Below are 17,159 nucleotides of genomic sequence, written 5' to 3'. Positions count from 1 at the left end.
AAACCTGTCCGATTGTCTGGCTAAGCCGTCTGCCGAGCGGGCGAATCGGAGGTTGACCGATGCAGAATTACAACGTTTTCTGCCTCAGGACCGTCGAGGGCCTGTGCTGCGCCGTGCCGGAGAGCCGCGCGGTGCCGCACTTCCTCGGCGGCGGACACTGGTCGTTCGGCGGCAAGATCGCGGATCTGGGCGCGGCCCCCATCGAGTTCGACGACCGGGCGGCGGAGACGGCTGTGCGCTTCAACGGCTTCTACCTGTTCCAGACCATGGACAGCCGCTTCCACTGACCGGCGGCGAATCCGGCATTCCGGCGATCATTCCTTAAGGCGCGCGTGCCAGGGTACCGGCATTACGTGCGGTGAACGGAGGTCGCGCCCCATGTCGGAGCATCGCAGGGAAGTACGGCAGAGGACGTTCCTCAAGGGCCGGATCCTGTTCAACAAGGGCGCGTCGAGCATGGATTGCCTCGTGCGCGACATGTCGGCCTCCGGTGCACGCCTGGCGCTCACCGAGACCTCGACGCTGCCCGATTCCTTCGAACTCTACATTCCGCAGAAGGACAAGACCTACCGCTCGACCCTGGCCTGGCGCCGCGCCGACGGCGTCGGCATTGCCTTCGCCCTCGAGGCCGCGCCGGCCTCCGCGCCGGCTCCCGCCGAGGATACCACCTCGCTCATGGCCCTGATGCGCCGCGTGAGCGAGCTCGAGGCGGAGAACGCGGCCCTGCGCCGCCTGCTCATGGGTGCGCCGGTCGCCGCGGCCGGGACCGCCATGGGGACCGGCGAAACCCTCAACGCCGGGTGACGCGAGCGTCGCCGCGGGCTCGCCTTGCCCGAGCGACAACCGTTACGCCGTCTCCAGCGCCGCCCGGATCCGCGCCGCGTGATCGGCGAGCAGACCCTGATCGGCCATGCCGCCCGTGTGGCGCCCGAGGGCCACGCCGTCGAAGCGCGGCAGGATGTGGACGTGGAGGTGGAACACCGTCTGGCCGCCGGCCGGCTCGTTGTACTGGAACACCGTCAGGCCGTCGGCCGCGAACGCCGCCTTCACCGCGCGGGCGACGCGCTGGACCGTCGCCGCCACCGCCGCGAGGGAGGCCGGGTCGGCGTCGAGGAGACCACGGGCCGGGGCCTTGGGGATCACCAGGGTATGCCCCTCGCCCTGGGGCATCACGTCCATGAACGCCAGGGTGTGGTCGTCCTCGTAGACCCGGTGAGCCGGGATCTCCCCGCGTAAAATCTTGGCGAAGATGTTCTGGGGGTCATAGGCTGCGGTCACGGCCGGTCGCTCCGATGAAATCGTTTCGGGCGCCACGATGCACAGGCGCCCCCCGCGCGTCCACCGGGCGAACCTTGGCCGTACTCCGCGCGTTGCAGGGATCGACGCCAGGGACTCCCCCGGCCCCTTTCCGGACGAGACCCGCATGGCCCACGAGAGCACCAGCGCCATCTACACCGCCGCCGGCGCCAACCTCGCCATCGCGGCGGCGAAGTTCGTCGGCGCGTTCTTCACCGGCTCCTCGGCGATGCTGGCCGAAGGCGTCCACTCCATGGTGGACACCACCAACCAGATCCTGCTCCTCGTCGGGATGAAGCGGGCGAAGCGCCCGGCGGATGCCCTGCACCCGTTCGGCTACGGCCGGGAGATCTACTTCTACGCCTTCATCGTCGCGCTGTTCATCTTCCTCGGAGGCGGCGCCTTCGCGGTCTACGAGGGCATCCACAAGCTGCATTATCCCGAGCCGGTCTCGGACGCCCACGTGTTCGGCCACACCATCCCGGGCCTGTGGGTCAATGTCGGCATCCTCGGCTTCGCCGTGCTCGCCGAGGGCTATTCCTGTGCCGTCGCCCTGAAGTCGTTCTGGGCCGAGAAGGGCAGCCGGCCGCCGATCACCGCCATCCGCCGCAGCAAGGACCCGGCCCTGTTCACGGTGCTCATCGAGGACGTCGCCGCCCTGATGGGCCTCGTGGTCGCCCTCTCGGGCGTGATCCTGGCGCATGTCCTCGACATGCCCGACCTCGACGGCTGGGCCTCCATCGCCATCGGGGCGATCCTCATCGGCATGGCGGCCTTCCTGATGATCGAGACCCACGGCCTGCTCATCGGCGAGGCGGCGGACCCGGCCCTCGTCGCCGCCATCCGCGCGGTGGTCCGCACGGAGCCGGGCGTCCACAACGTCAACGCCGTGCTGACCCAGCACATGGGGCCGTCCGACATCCTGGTGAACGTCAGCCTCGACATGGACGACACCCTGAGCGCCGGCGCCATCGAGGCGATGGTCGGACGCCTCGAACGCAAGCTCAAGGCGAAGAGCCCCGACGTGACCCGGGTGTTCATCGAGATCCAGTCGAAGGAGGCGGCCTCCTACCCGGCGACCGCCGCCGCCGAGGCCTGAGGCGCCGGCTCGGCCAGGGCCTTCGCGATGGCCGCGTCGAGATCGGCCGGCTTCGTCTTCGGGGCGTAGCGGGCGATCACCCGGCCGTCGCGGCCGACGAGGAACTTGGTGAAATTCCACTTGATGCCCGTGAGGCCGAGCAGTCCCGGCCGTTCACGCTTGAGGTGGGCGAAGACCGGGTCGGCGTCGGCTCCGTTCACCGCCACCTTGGCGAGCACCGGGAAGGTCACGTCGTAGGTCAGGCTGCAGAATCGGGCGATCTCGGCGGCATCCCCCGGTTCCTGGGCGCCGAACTGGTTGCAGGGAAACCCCAGCACCGCGAGGCCGGCGGCGCGGTGGCGGCGCCACAGGTCCTCGAGCCCGGCATACTGCCCGGTGAAGCCGCATTGCGAGGCGGTGTTGACGACGAGGAGCACCTCGCCGCGATGCTGCGCGAGCGGATACGGCGTGCCGTCGGCGGCGCGCGGAACGAGGCTGTGCAGGTCGGTCATCGGGCGCCTTCGGCAATGGTTTCAGACTGGCTCGTCGGGCCCGCCCTCGATCCCGCCGCGCCGGAACGGCGTCAGGGTGTCGAGCGCGTCGGCCGCCTCGATCACGTGCGCGCGCTCGCGCTCGAGGTAGTCGGCCACGGCCCGGCGCAGGGCGGGGTCGGCGATGTCGTGGGCCGAGTGCATGAGCACCGGCCGGTAGCCGCGCGCGAGCTTGTGCTCGCCCTGGGCCCCGGCCTCGACGCGCTTCAGGCCGTGCGCGATGGCGTAGTCGATGGCCTGATAGTAGCAGACCTCGAAATGCAGGAACGGATGGTCCTCGACGCAGCCCCAGTTGCGGCCGTAGAGGGCGACGTCGCCGATGAAGTTGATGGCGCCGGCGATGATCTGCCCCTCGCGCCGGGCCAGGATCAGCAGTACCCGCTCGGGCATGCGCGCGCCGACGAGGTCGAAGAACTTGCGGTTGAGGTAGGGCCGGCCCCATTTGCGCGCGCCGGTGTCGGAGTAGAACGCGTAGAACGCCTCCCAGTGCTCGGGCTTCAGGTCGGCGCCGGTGACGTGTTCGATGGTGATGCCGTTGGCAAGCGCGTCCCGGCGCTCGCGCCGGATCGCCTTGCGTTTGCGGGAGGCCAGCGCGCCCAGGAAATCCTCGAAGGTGGCGTAGCCGGCATTGTCCCAGTGGAACTGCTGGTCGACGCGCTGGAGGAACCCGAGTTCCCCGGCCTGCGTCCATTCCCGCTCCTGCATGAAGGTGACGTGGATCGACGAGGCCTTGGTCTCGGCCCGCAGGGCGCGCAGGCCCGCCACCAGGGCGGAGGCGGCCTCGTTCACGTCCTGGCCCGGCGCGATGAGGAAGCGCGCCCCGGTGACGGGGGTGAACGGCACGCTGACCTGGAGCTTGGGGTAATAGGCCCCGCCGGCCCGCTCGTAGGCGTCGGCCCAGCCATGGTCGAACACGTACTCGCCCTGGCTGTGGGATTTGAGATAGCACGGCGCCACCCCGACGAGGCGGCCCTCGCGCTCCACCGCCACGTGGAGCGGCAGCCAGCCGGTGTGGCGCGAGACGCAGCCCGAATCCTCCAGGGCCGACAGGAAGGCGTGGGAGGTGAACGGGTTGTGGGTCTCGTCCCCGGCCGACAGGGTCTCGGGCGAGGTGGCGCAGGAATCCCATTCGGCTGCCGCGATCTGGCCCAGGCCCTGGACGGCGCGGACCTGCAGTTCGGTCACGATCTCGGCGGGGGCGGCGGGGGCTGCGTCGGGCGTGTCCATGAGGAGGCAATCTAGGCCCCGCCGGCGGAGGGGCCAAGGGCGGAGCGGGGCCGCGCACCGTCGCAGGGATGCCCGCCGTCAGCGACGTCCGGCCGACAGCATCAGTGCGAACACGTCCCGCCGTTCATCCGGATCGGCGGCCACAAGCATTTCGAGTCCGAACCGCGCGACGGCACAGGCTCGTTCCGCGTCGGAAGGGCCGAGGACCGCATGGGGGTCGTAGTCGGCACGATGCCGGGCGTCCTGCAATTCCACGAAGGCCGTCGCAAAGAAGCGCAGGGGAGACCCGAAGGCAGTGCGTTTCAGCTTCTCCTGATTCGGGGCGCTCAAACTTGGCTTGTCGATCACCTGACAAACCTCCTTCATGCGGCCATGCACAAAAGCGCGATAAACGAGTGCATAGGCCGCCGTATGGCTCTGATCGGCCCCGACGAGGTGGTCGGCCGCCCTACGCAGCACGGCATGGAACAACGCATAGTACGCCGTCGAGACAGACCGGCGGATCTGCGCCTGGTTCGGCACCGTACCGGGCGCCTGGGTCACCAGAAGCCGGGCGACATCCAGAAGTTCGTCCGGGTCGAGCACGTTACTGCCGTTCCCACTCGTCCTTGGGCAGCAGCCGCACGTAAGGATAGGAAAGGTCGCCGTCTCGAATGAGGGTATCGCGAACCTGCTGGGCGATACTCAAACTCGTCAGAGCCTGCTCGGGCAAAGACCGGTCGGACAGGAAAAACAGGTAGTACGCAACCTCATCGGTCGAATCGAGGGCTCGACGCACCTTCAGTGCGCGCACTGTTTCGCCCGCGATGGCACGGGCGGCGCGGAGCCCGATCTCTTCGACACGCTGGAGGGGCAGTTCGGACATGCCGTTCACCTTGATCCCCGTATCCAGTCGCGTCAAACAGGAGCGCTACGGCAAGAATCCCTCGAACACCATCTGGTCGGCATGCGCTTCGGCATGGCGGCGCTGGTCCGGGTTGCGCACGGTCCAGGTCATGACCGGACGCGCGCCGAGCAGCCGGCAGAGATGGACCGGCGCGCAGGGCAGGTCGTCCACCCGCCACGACAGGAAGTCGGGCGCGGTCTCGTCGAAATGCAGCAGGTCCGACAGCGACCGGCGCAGGCTCGGGGGCAGGGCGGCGTAGGCCGGGTCGTCCTGGCGGGTCTCGGCGACGATGCCGCGCGGAATGGTAGGGGCGAGGTTGCGCAGGGCGGTCACGAGGTGCGGGTCGAACGACTTGACCGCCACGGGGCCGTCATAGGCGAGGGCGAGTTCGGCGACGCGTTCCATGAGGCGCAGGTCTCCCGCGTAGTGCGACTTCACCTCGATCACGAGGGGCGTGCGTCCGGCGATGGCGCCGAGGAAGTCCGGCAGGGTCGGGATGCGGTCGGACGATCCGGCCACGGCGAGATCGGACAGGGCAGCCGCCGTGAGGCTGTCCACCGGGTCGGACACCCCGGTCAGGCGCCCGAGCCCGGCATCGTGAAAGACCATCGCCTCGCCGTCGGCGCTGAGCTGCACGTCGCACTCGATGGCGTAGCCGCCACGAATCGCGGCCTCGGCCGCCGCGACCGTGTTCTCCGGCACGCCGGCGGCCCGGTCGTGCAGGCCGCGATGGGCGATGGGCCGGGCGGTGAGCCAGGCCGGTGCGTTGACGCTCACTTGACCTCGAACATCGCCTCGACCTCGACGGCGGCGTCGAGGGGGAGTTCGGCGACGCCCACGGTGGCGCGGGCGTGGCGGCCCCGGTCGCCGAGGATCTCGACCATGAGGTCGGAGGCGCCGTTCATGATGCCGGCGAGGCCGGCAAAGCTCGGCACCGCGTTGATGAAGCCGCCGAGCCGCACGCACTGCACCACGCCGTGGTCGAGGTCGCCCACGGCCGCCTGCACCTGCGCCAGGACGTTGATGGCGCACAGGCGCGCGGCGGCGATGCCGTTCTCCACCGAGACCTCGGCGCCGAGCTTGCCGACATGGGCCGGGTCGAGCTTGCCGTCGGCGGAAAAGCAGATCTGCCCCGAGATCACTACGAGATTGCCGGTGCGCACGAACGGCACGTAGTTCGCCACGGGGGCCGCCGCCTTCGGCAGGGTGAGGCCGAGCGCCTCCAGACGTTCCTTGGCCGTGCTCATCCGCGTCGCGTCTCCTTCGAAACTCTTGTGGGGGCGCTCTGACCATGTCCGCGCGCGGCACGCAAGGCATCCCCGCGGCGGGTGTAGCGTGCCGTCATGTCGGCGGTGTGAACCCGTCCCGTCATTGACAGAATTGGGCTTTTCTCTAGTAATCGCGCGCGTGCCGCCCCCTTGCCGAGGCGGCACTTTCATTTGGTGCGGCCGCCTTCGGCCGCCGCGAGACACGGAGTCGGGATCGTGACATCCGCCCTTCTGCCGACCTATGCCCGGGCCCCCATCGCCTTCGAGCGCGGCGAGGGCGCATGGCTCGTGGCGCGCGACGGCGAGCGATACCTCGATTTCGGCGCCGGCATCGCGGTGAACGCGCTCGGCCATGCCCACCCCCACCTCGTGGAAGCCCTGACGTCCCAGGCGCAGAAGCTCTGGCACACCTCGAACCTGTTCGAGATCCCCGACGGTGAGCGCCTGGGGCAACGCCTCGTCGACGCGACCTTCGCCGACGTGGCGTTCTTCGCCAATTCCGGGGCCGAGGCCAACGAGGCCGCCATCAAGATGGCGCGCAAGTACCACGCGGTCGGCGGCCACCCCGAGCGGTTCCGGATCATCACCTTCGAGGGCGCGTTCCACGGGCGGACGCTCGCCACCATCGCGGCCGGCGGACAGGCCAAGTACATCGAGGGCTTCGGTCCGAAGGTGGACGGGTTCGATCAGGTGCCGACGGGCGATTTCGACGCCCTCGAAGCCGCCATCGGCCCGGAGACCGCCGCCCTGATGATCGAGCCGATCCAGGGCGAGGGCGGCGTGCGGGTGATCCCGCACGAGCACCTGCGCGCCCTGCGCGCCCTGTGCGACGCGCACGGCCTGCTGCTCATCATGGACGAGGTCCAGACCGGGGTCGGGCGCACGGGCCGGCTGTTCGCGCATGAATGGTCCGGCGTGACCCCGGACATCATGAGCGCGGCCAAGGGCATCGGCGGCGGCTTTCCCCTCGGCGTCTGCCTCGCCACGGCCGAGGCCGCGCGCGGCATGACGGCCGGCACCCACGGCACCACCTTCGGCGGCAATCCGCTGGCCATGGCGGTGGGCAACGCCGTGCTCGACGTGGTCCTGGCCGACGGCTTCCTCGACCGGGTCGGACAGGTGGGGCTGCTCCTGAAGCAGCGTCTCGCCGCCCTCCAGGACCGCCACCGCACGGTGATCCAGGAGATCCGCGGCGACGGGCTCATGCTCGGACTCAAGCTCGGCGTGCTCAACACCGACTTCGCCGCGGCGGCACGGGACATGCACCTCCTCGTCATCCCGGCGGGCGACAACGTCGTGCGCCTGCTGCCGCCGCTCATCATTACCGATGCGGACGTGGCCGAGGCGGTGTCGCGCCTCGACGCGACGGCCACCGCCCTCGAGACCCGGACCCAGGGAGCGGCCGCGTGACGGCCGGCCCCGCGACGAACCGTCAGACGAAGAACGGACCCATGACCACGACCCTCAACGGGACCCAGAGCGGCCCGCGCCACTTCCTCGACCTCAAGGACTTTTCCCCCGCGCAGCTCCGCACGGTGCTGGACGCCGCGGCCGGCATCAAGGCGCGCCGGCGCAAGGGCGAGGTCGCGGCCGAGCGGCCCCTCGTCGGCAAGACCCTGGCGATGGTGTTCGACCGGCCGTCCACCCGCACCCGCGTCTCGTTCGACGTCGGCATGCGCGAACTCGGCGGCGAGACCCTGATGCTGACGGGCGGCGAGATGCAGCTCGGCCGGGGCGAGACCGTGGGCGACACCGCCCGGGTGCTGTCGCGCTACGTCGACGCGATCATGATCCGCATCCTCGACCACGACCTCATGCTGGAGCTGGCCGAACACGCCGAGGTGCCGGTGATCAACGCGCTGACCAAGGTCTCGCATCCGTGCCAGATCATGGCCGACGTGCTGACCTTCGAGGAACATCGCGGGCCGATCCGGGGCCGCACCGTCGCGTGGTCGGGCGACGCCAACAACGTCCTGGCGAGCTGGGTGCACGCCGCCGCGCGGTTCGACTTCACCCTGAACATCGCCGCCCCGCCGGAACTGGCGACCCCGCAGCCCCTCCTCGACTGGGCGCGGGCCGAGGGCGCCAGCCTCAACGTGACCACGGACGCCTACGCGGCCGTGGACGGCGCCGACGTCGTGGTGACCGATTGCTGGGTCTCCATGGGCGACGAGGACGACCATCACCGCCACAACCTGCTCTCGCCCTATCAGGTCAACGCCAAGCTCATGGCGGCGGCGGCCAAGGACGCCCTGTTCATGCACTGCCTGCCGGCCCATCGCGGCGAGGAGGTCACGACCGAGGTCATCGACGGCCCGCAATCGGTGATCTTCGACGAGGCCGAGAACCGCCTGCATGCCCAGAAGGGTATTTTGGCGTGGTGCCTGCGCGCCCTCTGACGGCGCGACGGGGGACGTACGGCCCCCCGTCGCGCGGGTGGCGATCGCGTCCTATATGAACGGCCGAGGCCGGACGACGGATGGACCGGAGCGCTGAGCGAAGGGCGGCGATCCCATGCGCTCGCGGGATTCCGCTTGGCCCGATCCGTCGCGCCCGAAGGGAGATGCCATGACTGCCGGACACGAACCCGCTTCTCAGACCCCCGTCATCGAGGGCGACGACGACGTGGTGCTGCCCTTCTCCGTCGAGGCCCTCGACGTGCGCGGCCGGGTGGTGCGCCTCGGGCCGTCCGTCGACACCATTCTGCGCCGGCACGGCTACCCCGACGCGGTGGCGCGGCTGCTCGGTGAAGCGGCGGCGCTCACCGTGCTCCTCGGGTCGTCCCTGAAGTTCGAGGGCCGGTTCCAGCTCCAGACCAAGACCGACGGCCCCGTCGAGATGATCGTCGTCGATTTCGAGGCCCCCGACCGGGTCCGCGCCACGGCCCGCTTCGACGCCGCGCGGGTTCAGGCCCTGGGCAGCACCCCTCTGAAGAGCCACGACCTCATCGGGCAGGGGCACCTCGCCATGACCATCGACCAGGGGCTGCAGAGCAGCCGCTACCAGGGCGTCGTCGCCCTGGAGGGCCAGAGCCTGGAAGAGGCGGCGCACCAGTATTTCCGCCAGTCCGAGCAGATCCCGACCCAGGTCCGCCTCGCCGTGGCGGAGGAATTCGCGAACGGCGCCACCACCTACCGGGCCGGCGGCCTCCTCGTGCAGTTCCTGCCGCAATCCGTCGACCGGGCGCGGCTCGCCGACCTGCCCCCCGGCGACATCCCGGAGGGCCACGCCCATTTCGACGCCCAGGGTGTCGCCGAGGACGATGCCTGGGTCGAGGCGCGCAGCCTCGTCTCCACCATCGAGGATCACGAGCTCGTCGATCCGGCGGTGTCGTCCGAGACCCTGCTCTACCGCCTGTTCCACGAGCGCGGCGTGCGGGTGTTCGAGGCGCAAGGGGTGCGCGAGCAGTGCCGGTGTTCGCCCGAGCGCGTGATGGCGATGATCGTGTCGTTCTCGGCCCAGGAGCGCCGTGACATGGTCGCCGACGACGGCCGCATCGGCATCACCTGCGAGTTCTGCTCGCGGCGCTACGATCTCGATCCGGCCGAGGTGGAGGCGCAGGTCGCGGCCGGCTGAGGAACGAGGCTCAGCCCTTCAGGACCTCCAGTCCCGCGACGGCCGTGGTCACGTCGATTTCGGTCACCGCGAAATCGGCGATGCCGTGCGTCTTGAACGGGTCGCTCTCGAGATAGGCCTCGACCGCGGCGCGCGGGCCGCGGGCGAGGATCAGGCCGCCGGTGCGCGGCACCTTGCGGCCGGAGGCGAGGAAGCCGTGCTCGGCATAGCCCGTCTTCAACCACGCCATGTGGCCCTCCATGTGGCGGTCGGCTTCCTCGGCGCTCTTGAGGTAGGTGAGCGAGACGACGATCATGTCCGTACTCCTGGGGGGAGGGCCGTCAGGCCTTGAGCACCGGCTCGGCGATGTCCCCGCTGCCGCGCCGTGCCAGGTAGGCCGGCTGGAACAGGCACATCCGCACGGCGTCGCGGTACTTGCCGTTCACGAAGAACTCGTCCTTGAGAATGCCCTCCGGCACGAAGCCGCAGCGCTCGTAGATGCGCACGGCCCGGGCGTTGTCCTTGTCCACGTGCAGGTAGAGCTTGTGGATGTTGAGCACGCTGAAGGCGTAGTCCATGGCGATGCGCGTGGCGCGGGGGGCGTAGCCCTGGCCCTGGAAGGCCGGATGGATGGCGATCTGGAATTCGCAGCGCCGGTGGAGGTGGTTGATCTCCACGAGCTCGACGAGGCCGGCGGGCTCGCCGTCGGAATTGGCGATGATGAAGCGCCGCTCGGTCTGGTTGTGGATGTTGCGCTCGTAGAGCTGCGCCAGTTCGGCGAAGGACTCGTAGGCCTCCTCGAACCAGTAGCGCATGATGCTGTCGTTGTTGTTGAGCTGATGCACGAACATCAGGTCCTCGCGCTCCAGGGGCCGGAGCTTGACCGGACCGTCGGCCGCGATGGTGCGGGACACGAAGGTGCCCTTGGTTTGGCTCTTGGTTTGAGTCATGGCCGTGCACATTCCGTAATCAACCGGGCCATGAACGCCTCGCCGGCCTCCAGGGCGGCCAGCGTGATGTACTCGTCCGGCTGGTGGGCCTGGTCGATGGAGCCGGGGCCGCACACCACCGTCGGGATGCCCGCCCCCTGGAAGCGCCCGGCCTCCGTGGCGTAGGGCACGGAGATGGTGTGGTTGCGCCCCGCCACCCGCAGGGCGAGGCGCTCGGCCTCCGAGCCCGGCTCGGGCGCGAGGCCCGGCACCGCCACCTCCTCCAGGGTCTCGATGCGCCCGTAATCGCCGTAGCGGTTGAGCCGGTCGCGCAGGGTCATCTCGACCCTGGCGGCGAACAGGGCCGGGATCTCGCCCATGTCGAGGTCGGGCAGGCCCCGGAACTCCCAGTGGAAGGTGCAGAGCTTGGGCAGGATGTTGCGCGCCGTGCCGCCGGAAATCGTGCCGACATGCACCGTGGTGGCGGGCGGGTCGAACCGGCCGGAGGCGTCGCCGCGGGCGATCATGAGGTCGGCGATGCGGTTCAGTTCCGACACGAGGTCGGCCGCCGCCATCACGGCGTTGGCGCCGAGCATGGGTTTCGCCGAATGCGCCTCGTGGCCGTGCACGGTGGTCAGGTAGGTGACGATGCTCTTGTGGGCGTCGGCCACTTCGAGGTCGGTGGGCTCGCCGACGATCACGGCGCCGGGGCGCGGCAGGTCGGCGCCGAAGCGCGCGATGGTGTCGGCGACGCCGAGACAGGTGGTCTCCTCGTCGTAGGACAGGAGGATGTGGATCGGGCGCGCCAGGTCGGCGGCGAGGAAGTCCGGGATCGCCGCCAGCGCCAGGGCGCAGAATCCCTTCATGTCGACGGCGCCGCGGCCATAGGCGCGCCCGTCGGCGATGCGCAGGGTGAACGGGTCCGTGGTCCAGGCCTGACCCGTCACCGGCACCACGTCGGTGTGGCCCGAGAGCACGATGCCGCCGTCGATCGGCGGGCCGATGGTGGCGAACACCGCTGCCTTGTCGCCGTCCGCGCTGGGGATGCGGACGTGCGGGACGTTGAGGCCATCGAGGTAGCCGCAGACGAAGTCGATGAGGGCGAGGTTCGATTTCGAACTCTCGGTGTCGAAGGCCACGAGCCGCGCCAGCAGATCGAGGGTGGTGGGGCGCGGGCCGGACATGGGTTTAGTGGACGCTGCGGCGGACGTGGGGCGAGTCGAGGGAGAAGGCGGGGATCTCGGCCTCGAAGCTCTCGCCCGCATGGGTCGCCATGGTGTAGCTGCCGGCCATGAGCCCGTCGGGCGTGGTGAGGGGACAGCCGCTGGTGTAGCTGAACGACTCGCCGGGCTCGAGCACGGGCTGCTTGCCGACGACGCCGGCGCCGCGCACCTCCTGGGTCGATCCGCGCCCATCGACGATGCGCCAGTGGCGCGAGCGCAGCTGCACCTGCTCGGAGCCGTTGTTCACGATCTCCACGGTGTAGGCGAAGAAGTAGCGGCTCTCGGCGGGGGAGGATTCCTCCTCGACGAAGCGGGGCTGCACGGTCACGCTGATGCCGCGCGTCTGAGCCTTGTACATCGCCTTCAACGCCTCCGTGGCCGGGCCTGACCCGGCCGCGATCCGGAGGATCGCGACACGCTCAGGGCGCCGTGGTACGGCCCGGCGAAAACCGCGTCAATCGTGGTGAATGCGGGGGTGCCCGCGCGTGGCGAATGCGGGGGTGCCCGCGCAAACGTGAGGATCAGCCTGCGTGATCGACAGGGCCGTTTCGCGTGGTCCCGCACCACTTGCCAAGCGAGGTCTCCTCGCCCGGAGCGGCCTGTTGGCCAGCCTCGCCATCGCCGGGCTGGCGGGGGCCTTCGCCTGGCGCGCCCCGGATTCCAACGGCTGGGCGGCGGCGGCGCTGGCCGCCGCCCTCGTCCTCGACGGGCTGGCGCGGGCGGTCGGAACCCGGGTCGCGCGCCGGGCCGGGCCGGGGCCGCGCCTGTCGGGAATGCCGTCGGTGGTGCTGGCCTTCGGTCCGGGCGCCGGCCTCGGTGCGGTCCTGTTCGGCCTCGGCCTCGTCGTCTGGCCGGCGGGCTTCCCCGTGCTGGCGAGCGCGCTTGCCGGCCTCGTCGCCATGGGAGCCCTCGCCCGCCTCGCCCTGGCGCGGATCGTCCTGAAGGCGCCCGAGGAGCCGGAGGTTTAACGCGGCCTTAGGCGCTCAGTCCGACACTGGCGCGAATTCCGGCGACCCTGACCCGACGAGGCGCCCGATCGAGCGCGGGCGAAGCCCTGAAGGATGCCGGACGCCATGCAGACCAATGCGCAGACGGGCCCCTCCGCGGGCATCCTGGCGGCGCAGGGCATCGCGGCCCTGACGCGGGCGGGCGTGATTCGGCCGGACACGCCTTACGCCCCCGACCAGATCCAGCCGGCGAGCCTCGACCTGCGCCTCGGCGCCCGGGTGTTTCGCGTCCGCACCAGCTTCCTGCCCGGCGCCCGCACGGTCCAGGCCTGCATCCAGGCCTTCGTCCTGCACGAGATGGACCTGACGCAGGGCGCGGTGCTGGAGACGGGCTGCGTCTACATCGCCGAACTGCAGGAGCACCTCGCCCTGCCGGGCGACCTCGCGGCCAGCGCCAACCCGAAGAGCTCGACGGGGCGAATCGACGTGTTCACCCGGGTCATCACCGACCGGGGTACGGCCTTCGACCAGGTCGAGGCCGGCTATCACGGCCCGCTCTACGCCGAGATCTCGCCCCGCACCTTCCCGGTGAAGGTCCGCACGGGCTCGCGCCTGTCGCAGATCCGCTTCCGCCGGGGCGAGCCGCGCCTGAACGACGGCGAACTCGCGGCCCTGCATGCGAAGACCCCCCTGGTCGATGCGGCGAACCCGTCGTTCCAGGGCGGCATCGCCGTCTCCATCGATCTCTCCGGGTTCGACGGCCTCATCGGCTACCGAGCCAAGCGCCACACCGGCCTCGTCGATGTCGACCGGCCCGGCGCGCATCGGACGGCCGAGTTCTGGGAGCCGCTGGCCGCGGACGGCTCGGGGGCGCTGATCCTCGATCCGGGCCAGTTCTACATCCTGGCCTCGAAGGAATCCGTGCAAGTGCCGCCGGACCACGCCGCCGAGATGGTGCCGTTCGATCCCCTCGTCGGCGAGTTCCGGGTACATTACGCCGGCTTCTTCGATCCGGGCTTCGGCTTCGCCGGGGCTGGCGGGGCGGGGGCGCGGGCCGTGCTGGAGGTGCGCTCGCGCGACGTGCCGTTCCTGCTGGAGGACGGCCAGATCGTCGGCCGCCTCGTCTACGAGCGCATGGCCGAGGTGCCGGCGACCCTCTACGGGGCCGGGGCCGGCTCGAACTATCAGGCGCAGGGGCTGAAGCTGTCGAAGCACTTCGCCTGAGAGGCACTTCGCCCGACACGTCTTTCGCCCAAGAAGCCCCCGCGACGCTCCGCGCAGGGTGGCCCGGCGGCCCGCCCGCTGGGACATCGGGCGGCGGCACCCTATCTCAGGGCTATCGAGACCCGAGAAAGGACGACCATGAGCAACGAGCGCGCCATCCTCGCCGGCGGATGCTTCTGGGGCATGCAGGACCTGATCCGGCGCCAGGAGGGGGTCGTGTCCACCCGCGTGGGCTACACCGGCGGCGACGTGCCGGACGCGACCTACCGCAACCACGGCACCCATGCCGAGGCCATCGAGATCACGTACGACCCGAGCGTGACGAGTTTCCGGCGGATGCTGGAATTCTTCTTCCAGATCCACGACCCGACGACGCCGAACCGCCAGGGCAACGACCGGGGCCTGAGCTACCGCTCGGCGATCTACTACACCGACGACGTGCAGCGGCAGGTCGCGGAGGAGACCATCGCAGACGTGAACGCCTCCGGCCTGTGGCCCGGCAAGGTCGTCACGGAGGTGACGCCGTCCGGACCGTTCTGGGAGGCCGAGCCGGAACACCAGGACTACCTCGAGAAGCGCCCCGACGGGTACACCTGCCACTTCGTCCGGCCGAACTGGACGCTGCCGGCCCGCGCAGAGAAGACCCTCACACCGGCAACGTGAGGCCGGCCCGCAGGCCGCCGAGGCCCGAGCGACCGAGGTGGAGGCCGCCGCCGTAGAGTTCGGCGAGCTCCTGCGTGATCGACAGGCCGAAGCCGTTGCCCGGCACGGACTCGTCGAGGCGCCGGCCCCGCCGGACCGCCTCGGCGGCGGCCTCCGGTGCGAGGCCGGGCCCGTCATCCTCGACGGTGATCGCGAGGCCCGCCTCCGTGCTCGCCGCACTGACGCGGACGTAGCCCCGGCACCATTGGCAGGCGTTGTCGATGAGGTTGCCGAGCATCTCGTCGAGGTCCTGGCCGTCGCAGGCCACCGCCGCCCCGGCCGGCAGGGTCACGTCGATGACGAGGCCCTTCCCCGCATAGAGCCGGGCGAAGGTGGCGCGCAGGTCCGCGACGGGCTCGGCGATGGCCGTCCGTTCGCGGGTGGCGCCGCCCAGAGCCGCCGCGCGGGCGCGGCGCAGGTGATGGCGCACCTGGCCATCCATGGCGCCGACGAGGCCGCCGAGGGTCCCGTCGGGGTCGCGGGCGCGGTCGGACAGGGCGAGCGACAGGGTCGCGAGGGGCGTCTTCAGGCCGTGGGCGAGGTTGGCCACGTGGGTGCGCGCCCGCTCCAGATTGGCCGCGTTCTGGTCGAGGAGGGCGTTGACCTCCGCCACCAGGGGCCGGATCTCCGCCGGCTGCTGGCCCGGCACGCGGGCGCGGTGCCCGGCCCGCACCGCCGCGAGGTCGCGGCGCAGGCGCTCCAGGGGCCTGAGGCCGAGGCGCACCTGCGCCAGGGTGCCGGCCATGAGGCTCAGACCCAGGATTCCGAGGATCAGCGCCAAGGCGCCGCCCGCCTCGCGCAGGGGCCCGCGCAGGGCGTCGGCCGGCGCCGAGGCGACGAGCACCGCCGGCGGCGCCCCGGCCTCGGGCGGCAGGGTGAGGACGCGCAGGATCAGGCTCTCGCCCCACGGGCCGGTGCCGTCGGCCGGGTGCGGGTGGTCCGGATCAAGCCCGTCGCGGGCCCGCTCGCCGTAGTCGAGGTCGCGGCCCTCCAGGGCACCCGAGCGCAGGACGGCGTCGCCCTGGCGGACCTGCCAGTACCAGCCGGCCCGGTCGCGGTCGAAGGGCGGTCCGTCGAGGCTGCGCGTGAGGCGCAGGCGGTTCCCGGGGCCGCGCTCCAGGCCGGCCGCGAGGGCGACGAGCTGGCTGTCGAGGCGGCTGTCGAGCTGTCCCCGGACGAAGCGGTGGAGGACGAGCCCGATGGCGACGCCCGCCACCACCAGGGCGACGGTGATGGCAACCAGGGCGGCGAGGAGGAGCCGGCGCTGGAGCGACCCGAGGTGGAACGGCCCCGGCAAGCGTTCGGGTTTCGGCGCGGGCGGGGCAGGGGGCTGGGACTTCCCGCCGGGGGGCCTCATGCGGCGTCCCCCGGCATCAGGCGGTAGCCGTGGCCGCGCACGCCCTCGATGCGAGCCGGGGCGATCTTGCGGCGCAGGCGGGTGATGATGACCTCGACGGAGTTCGAATCGACGTCGGCATCGCCGTCATAGACCCGCTCGATGAGCTGGCCGCGGGGCACCACCCCGTCCTTGCGCAGGATGAGGCAGGACAGCACCCGCCATTCGAGGCCCGTGAGTTTCAGGGGCAGGCCGTCGCGCTCGAAGGTGCCCAATCCCGAATCGTATGTGAGGGGGCCGCAGACCACGCGGTTCGCGCCGTGGGCCGTGGCCCGGCGCACGAGGGCGCGCAGGCGGATCACGAGTTCCTCGACCCGGAACGGCTTGACCAGGAAGTCGTCGGCCCCGGCCTTGAAGCCCGCCACCTTGTCGCTCCAGCCGTCGCGCGCCGTGAGGATGAGCACCGGCACCGTCCGGCCTTCGCCGCGCCAGGCCTGGAGCACGGCGATGCCGTCGCGTTTCGGCAGGCCGAGGTCGAGCACCACTGCGTCGTAGGTCTCGGTCTCGCCGAGATGCTGGCCGTCCTCGCCGTTCACGGCGTGATCGAGGGCGAAGTTTTCGGCGCGCAACGCCTTGGCGATCTCGGCGGCGAGGGGCGCGTCGTCCTCCACGAGCAGGATCTTCATCGGGCGCAGGGTCCGTGGGTGGGAGCGGAAGGGGCGGGCTACGCCGTGCGGTTTAACCGGGGCTGAACCGCCTGGTTCAGATCGGATTGGCGGGGCGCCCCTAGAACGGCGTCAACCCGAGAGGGCAACCCCAGACAGGACACCGACACCCCATGACCACCATCGACGGCACCGCCACCGACCTCACCCGGGGGAGTTATACCCTAAACCGGGCCACCGGGCCATCCGCGGGGGGCGTATGCCGGGTGGGG

Annotated in this window: 22 protein-coding genes; 9 read left to right on the top strand and 13 right to left on the bottom strand. The window is 70.8% G+C overall.

Annotated features, from left to right (window positions below):
- Positions 1-59: 59 nt before the first annotated feature.
- Both FV218_RS08110 and FV218_RS08105 read left to right on the top strand, forming a co-directional pair.
- The gene (locus FV218_RS08110; protein ID WP_056095294.1) at positions 60-287 is read left to right on the top strand and encodes a hypothetical protein; all 228 of its coding nucleotides are present in this window, start codon (positions 60-62) and stop codon (positions 285-287) included.
- A gap of 91 nt (positions 288-378) precedes the next feature.
- Positions 379-804, top strand: coding sequence for a PilZ domain-containing protein (locus FV218_RS08105; RefSeq protein WP_056095292.1), 426 nt, complete (start codon positions 379-381; stop codon positions 802-804).
- Between the two features lie 42 nt (positions 805-846).
- Here the strand turns inward: FV218_RS08105 and FV218_RS08100 are convergent, their stop codons facing one another.
- Entirely contained in the window at positions 847-1,278 is a 432-nt protein-coding gene (locus FV218_RS08100; protein ID WP_246685035.1) for an HIT family protein, read from the bottom strand.
- A 145-nt stretch (positions 1,279-1,423) separates the two neighbouring features.
- On the opposite strand from FV218_RS08100, the gene FV218_RS08095 reads away from it, so the two are divergent.
- A complete protein-coding gene (locus FV218_RS08095) occupies positions 1,424-2,395 on the top strand; it encodes a cation diffusion facilitator family transporter (RefSeq protein ID WP_056095287.1) in 972 nt (323 codons plus the stop codon).
- Here the strand turns inward: FV218_RS08095 and FV218_RS08090 are convergent.
- From FV218_RS08090 to FV218_RS08065, 6 genes are all read right to left on the bottom strand, one after another.
- Complete coding sequence (locus tag FV218_RS08090) at positions 2,365-2,886, bottom strand: glutathione peroxidase (protein ID WP_056095283.1); 522 nt, start codon at positions 2,884-2,886, stop codon at positions 2,365-2,367. The genes FV218_RS08095 and FV218_RS08090 overlap by 31 nt on opposite strands.
- A 21-nt stretch (positions 2,887-2,907) precedes the next feature.
- On the bottom strand, positions 2,908-4,152 hold the full coding sequence (locus FV218_RS08085; RefSeq protein WP_056095281.1) for a GNAT family N-acetyltransferase: 1,245 nt from the start codon (positions 4,150-4,152) through the stop codon (positions 2,908-2,910).
- Positions 4,153-4,230: 78 nt separating this feature from the next.
- Positions 4,231-4,737, bottom strand: a complete 507-nt coding sequence (locus tag FV218_RS08080; RefSeq protein ID WP_147709348.1) for a hypothetical protein — start codon at positions 4,735-4,737, stop codon at positions 4,231-4,233.
- Between the two features lies 1 nt (position 4,738).
- Positions 4,739-5,017 (bottom strand): hypothetical protein, encoded by a 279-nt coding sequence (locus FV218_RS08075; RefSeq protein WP_147709347.1) that lies wholly within the window; start codon positions 5,015-5,017, stop codon positions 4,739-4,741.
- 45 nt (positions 5,018-5,062) lie between these two features.
- Positions 5,063-5,815, bottom strand: a complete 753-nt coding sequence (locus FV218_RS08070) for a glycerophosphodiester phosphodiesterase family protein (RefSeq protein ID WP_147709346.1) — start codon at positions 5,813-5,815, stop codon at positions 5,063-5,065.
- Positions 5,812-6,285 carry a RidA family protein gene (locus FV218_RS08065; protein ID WP_147709345.1) on the bottom strand — a complete coding sequence of 158 codons (474 nt, stop codon included), beginning with the start codon at positions 6,283-6,285 and terminating at the stop codon, positions 5,812-5,814. Before FV218_RS08065 ends, FV218_RS08070 begins: the two co-directional genes overlap by 4 nt.
- A 237-nt stretch (positions 6,286-6,522) precedes the next feature.
- On the opposite strand from FV218_RS08065, the gene FV218_RS08060 reads away from it, so the two are divergent.
- The 3 genes from FV218_RS08060 to FV218_RS08050 all read left to right on the top strand — a co-directional run bounded on the left by FV218_RS08060 (position 6,523) and on the right by FV218_RS08050 (position 9,882).
- Complete coding sequence (locus FV218_RS08060; protein ID WP_147709344.1) at positions 6,523-7,716, top strand: aspartate aminotransferase family protein; 1,194 nt, start codon at positions 6,523-6,525, stop codon at positions 7,714-7,716.
- Positions 7,717-7,757: 41 nt separating this feature from the next.
- On the top strand, positions 7,758-8,705 hold the full coding sequence (gene argF / locus FV218_RS08055; protein ID WP_147709343.1) for an ornithine carbamoyltransferase: 948 nt from the start codon (positions 7,758-7,760) through the stop codon (positions 8,703-8,705).
- Between the two features lie 169 nt (positions 8,706-8,874).
- Complete coding sequence (locus tag FV218_RS08050; RefSeq protein ID WP_147709342.1) at positions 8,875-9,882, top strand: Hsp33 family molecular chaperone; 1,008 nt, start codon at positions 8,875-8,877, stop codon at positions 9,880-9,882.
- Between the two features lie 10 nt (positions 9,883-9,892).
- Here FV218_RS08050 and FV218_RS08045 read toward each other — a convergent pair whose 3' ends face one another.
- From FV218_RS08045 to apaG, 4 genes are read right to left on the bottom strand one after another with little or no spacing between them, the layout of a single operon-like run.
- Entirely contained in the window at positions 9,893-10,177 is a 285-nt protein-coding gene (locus FV218_RS08045) for a YciI family protein (RefSeq protein ID WP_147709341.1), read from the bottom strand.
- A gap of 25 nt (positions 10,178-10,202) precedes the next feature.
- A complete protein-coding gene (gene speG, locus FV218_RS08040) occupies positions 10,203-10,811 on the bottom strand; it encodes a spermidine N1-acetyltransferase (RefSeq protein WP_082476639.1) in 609 nt (202 codons plus the stop codon).
- Complete coding sequence (argE, locus tag FV218_RS08035; RefSeq protein WP_147709340.1) at positions 10,808-11,974, bottom strand: acetylornithine deacetylase; 1,167 nt, start codon at positions 11,972-11,974, stop codon at positions 10,808-10,810. Before argE ends, speG begins: the two co-directional genes overlap by 4 nt.
- Positions 11,975-11,978: 4 nt before the next feature.
- Positions 11,979-12,371 (bottom strand): Co2+/Mg2+ efflux protein ApaG, encoded by a 393-nt coding sequence (apaG, locus tag FV218_RS08030; protein WP_056095256.1) that lies wholly within the window; start codon positions 12,369-12,371, stop codon positions 11,979-11,981.
- A gap of 244 nt (positions 12,372-12,615) precedes the next feature.
- Between apaG and FV218_RS08025 the strand changes: the two genes are divergently transcribed.
- The 3 genes from FV218_RS08025 (at position 12,616) to msrA (ending at position 14,847) form a co-directional block, all read left to right on the top strand.
- Positions 12,616-12,981 (top strand): hypothetical protein, encoded by a 366-nt coding sequence (locus FV218_RS08025; RefSeq protein ID WP_210246113.1) that lies wholly within the window; start codon positions 12,616-12,618, stop codon positions 12,979-12,981.
- A 105-nt stretch (positions 12,982-13,086) separates the two neighbouring features.
- Entirely contained in the window at positions 13,087-14,184 is a 1,098-nt protein-coding gene (locus FV218_RS08020; protein ID WP_246685034.1) for a 2'-deoxycytidine 5'-triphosphate deaminase, read from the top strand.
- Positions 14,185-14,322: 138 nt separating this feature from the next.
- Positions 14,323-14,847, top strand: a complete 525-nt coding sequence (gene msrA / locus FV218_RS08015; protein WP_147709338.1) for a peptide-methionine (S)-S-oxide reductase MsrA — start codon at positions 14,323-14,325, stop codon at positions 14,845-14,847.
- Here the strand turns inward: msrA and FV218_RS08010 are convergent.
- Together FV218_RS08010 and FV218_RS08005 are read right to left on the bottom strand one after the other, a co-directional pair.
- The gene (locus FV218_RS08010) at positions 14,831-16,183 is read right to left on the bottom strand and encodes a sensor histidine kinase (RefSeq protein WP_246685033.1); all 1,353 of its coding nucleotides are present in this window, start codon (positions 16,181-16,183) and stop codon (positions 14,831-14,833) included. The genes msrA and FV218_RS08010 overlap by 17 nt on opposite strands.
- Positions 16,184-16,239: 56 nt before the next feature.
- Positions 16,240-16,908 carry a response regulator transcription factor gene (locus FV218_RS08005; RefSeq protein WP_147709336.1) on the bottom strand — a complete coding sequence of 223 codons (669 nt, stop codon included), beginning with the start codon at positions 16,906-16,908 and terminating at the stop codon, positions 16,240-16,242.
- Positions 16,909-17,159: the final 251 nt, after the last annotated feature.

Origin of the sequence: Methylobacterium sp. WL69 (assembly GCF_008039485.1) — a bacterium.
In the GTDB taxonomy this organism is placed as follows: Bacteria; Pseudomonadota; Alphaproteobacteria; order Rhizobiales; family Beijerinckiaceae; genus Methylobacterium.
The sequence above is the reverse complement of the archived record's forward strand: the minus strand, read 5'-3'. Positions and strand labels throughout refer to the sequence as shown.

Bases quoted from the DNA above. Each gene is read 5' to 3' on its own strand.
- FV218_RS08110 (WP_056095294.1), top strand. From the start codon at position 60: ATGCAGAATTACAACGTTTTCTGCCTCAGGACCGTCGAGGGCCTGTGC.
- FV218_RS08105 (WP_056095292.1), top strand. From the start codon at position 379: ATGTCGGAGCATCGCAGGGAAGTACGGCAGAGGACGTTCCTCAAGGGC.
- FV218_RS08095 (WP_056095287.1), top strand. From the start codon at position 1,424: ATGGCCCACGAGAGCACCAGCGCCATCTACACCGCCGCCGGCGCCAAC.
- FV218_RS08090 (WP_056095283.1), bottom strand. From the start codon at position 2,886: ATGACCGACCTGCACAGCCTCGTTCCGCGCGCCGCCGACGGCACGCCG.
- FV218_RS08085 (WP_056095281.1), bottom strand. From the start codon at position 4,152: ATGGACACGCCCGACGCAGCCCCCGCCGCCCCCGCCGAGATCGTGACC.
- FV218_RS08075 (WP_147709347.1), bottom strand. From the start codon at position 5,017: ATGTCCGAACTGCCCCTCCAGCGTGTCGAAGAGATCGGGCTCCGCGCC.
- FV218_RS08065 (WP_147709345.1), bottom strand. From the start codon at position 6,285: ATGAGCACGGCCAAGGAACGTCTGGAGGCGCTCGGCCTCACCCTGCCG.
- argF (WP_147709343.1), top strand. From the start codon at position 7,758: ATGACCACGACCCTCAACGGGACCCAGAGCGGCCCGCGCCACTTCCTC.
- FV218_RS08050 (WP_147709342.1), top strand. From the start codon at position 8,875: ATGACTGCCGGACACGAACCCGCTTCTCAGACCCCCGTCATCGAGGGC.
- FV218_RS08045 (WP_147709341.1), bottom strand. From the start codon at position 10,177: ATGATCGTCGTCTCGCTCACCTACCTCAAGAGCGCCGAGGAAGCCGAC.
- speG (WP_082476639.1), bottom strand. From the start codon at position 10,811: ATGACTCAAACCAAGAGCCAAACCAAGGGCACCTTCGTGTCCCGCACC.
- argE (WP_147709340.1), bottom strand. From the start codon at position 11,974: ATGTCCGGCCCGCGCCCCACCACCCTCGATCTGCTGGCGCGGCTCGTG.
- apaG (WP_056095256.1), bottom strand. From the start codon at position 12,371: ATGTACAAGGCTCAGACGCGCGGCATCAGCGTGACCGTGCAGCCCCGC.
- FV218_RS08020 (WP_246685034.1), top strand. From the start codon at position 13,087: ATGCAGACCAATGCGCAGACGGGCCCCTCCGCGGGCATCCTGGCGGCG.
- msrA (WP_147709338.1), top strand. From the start codon at position 14,323: ATGAGCAACGAGCGCGCCATCCTCGCCGGCGGATGCTTCTGGGGCATG.
- FV218_RS08005 (WP_147709336.1), bottom strand. From the start codon at position 16,908: ATGAAGATCCTGCTCGTGGAGGACGACGCGCCCCTCGCCGCCGAGATC.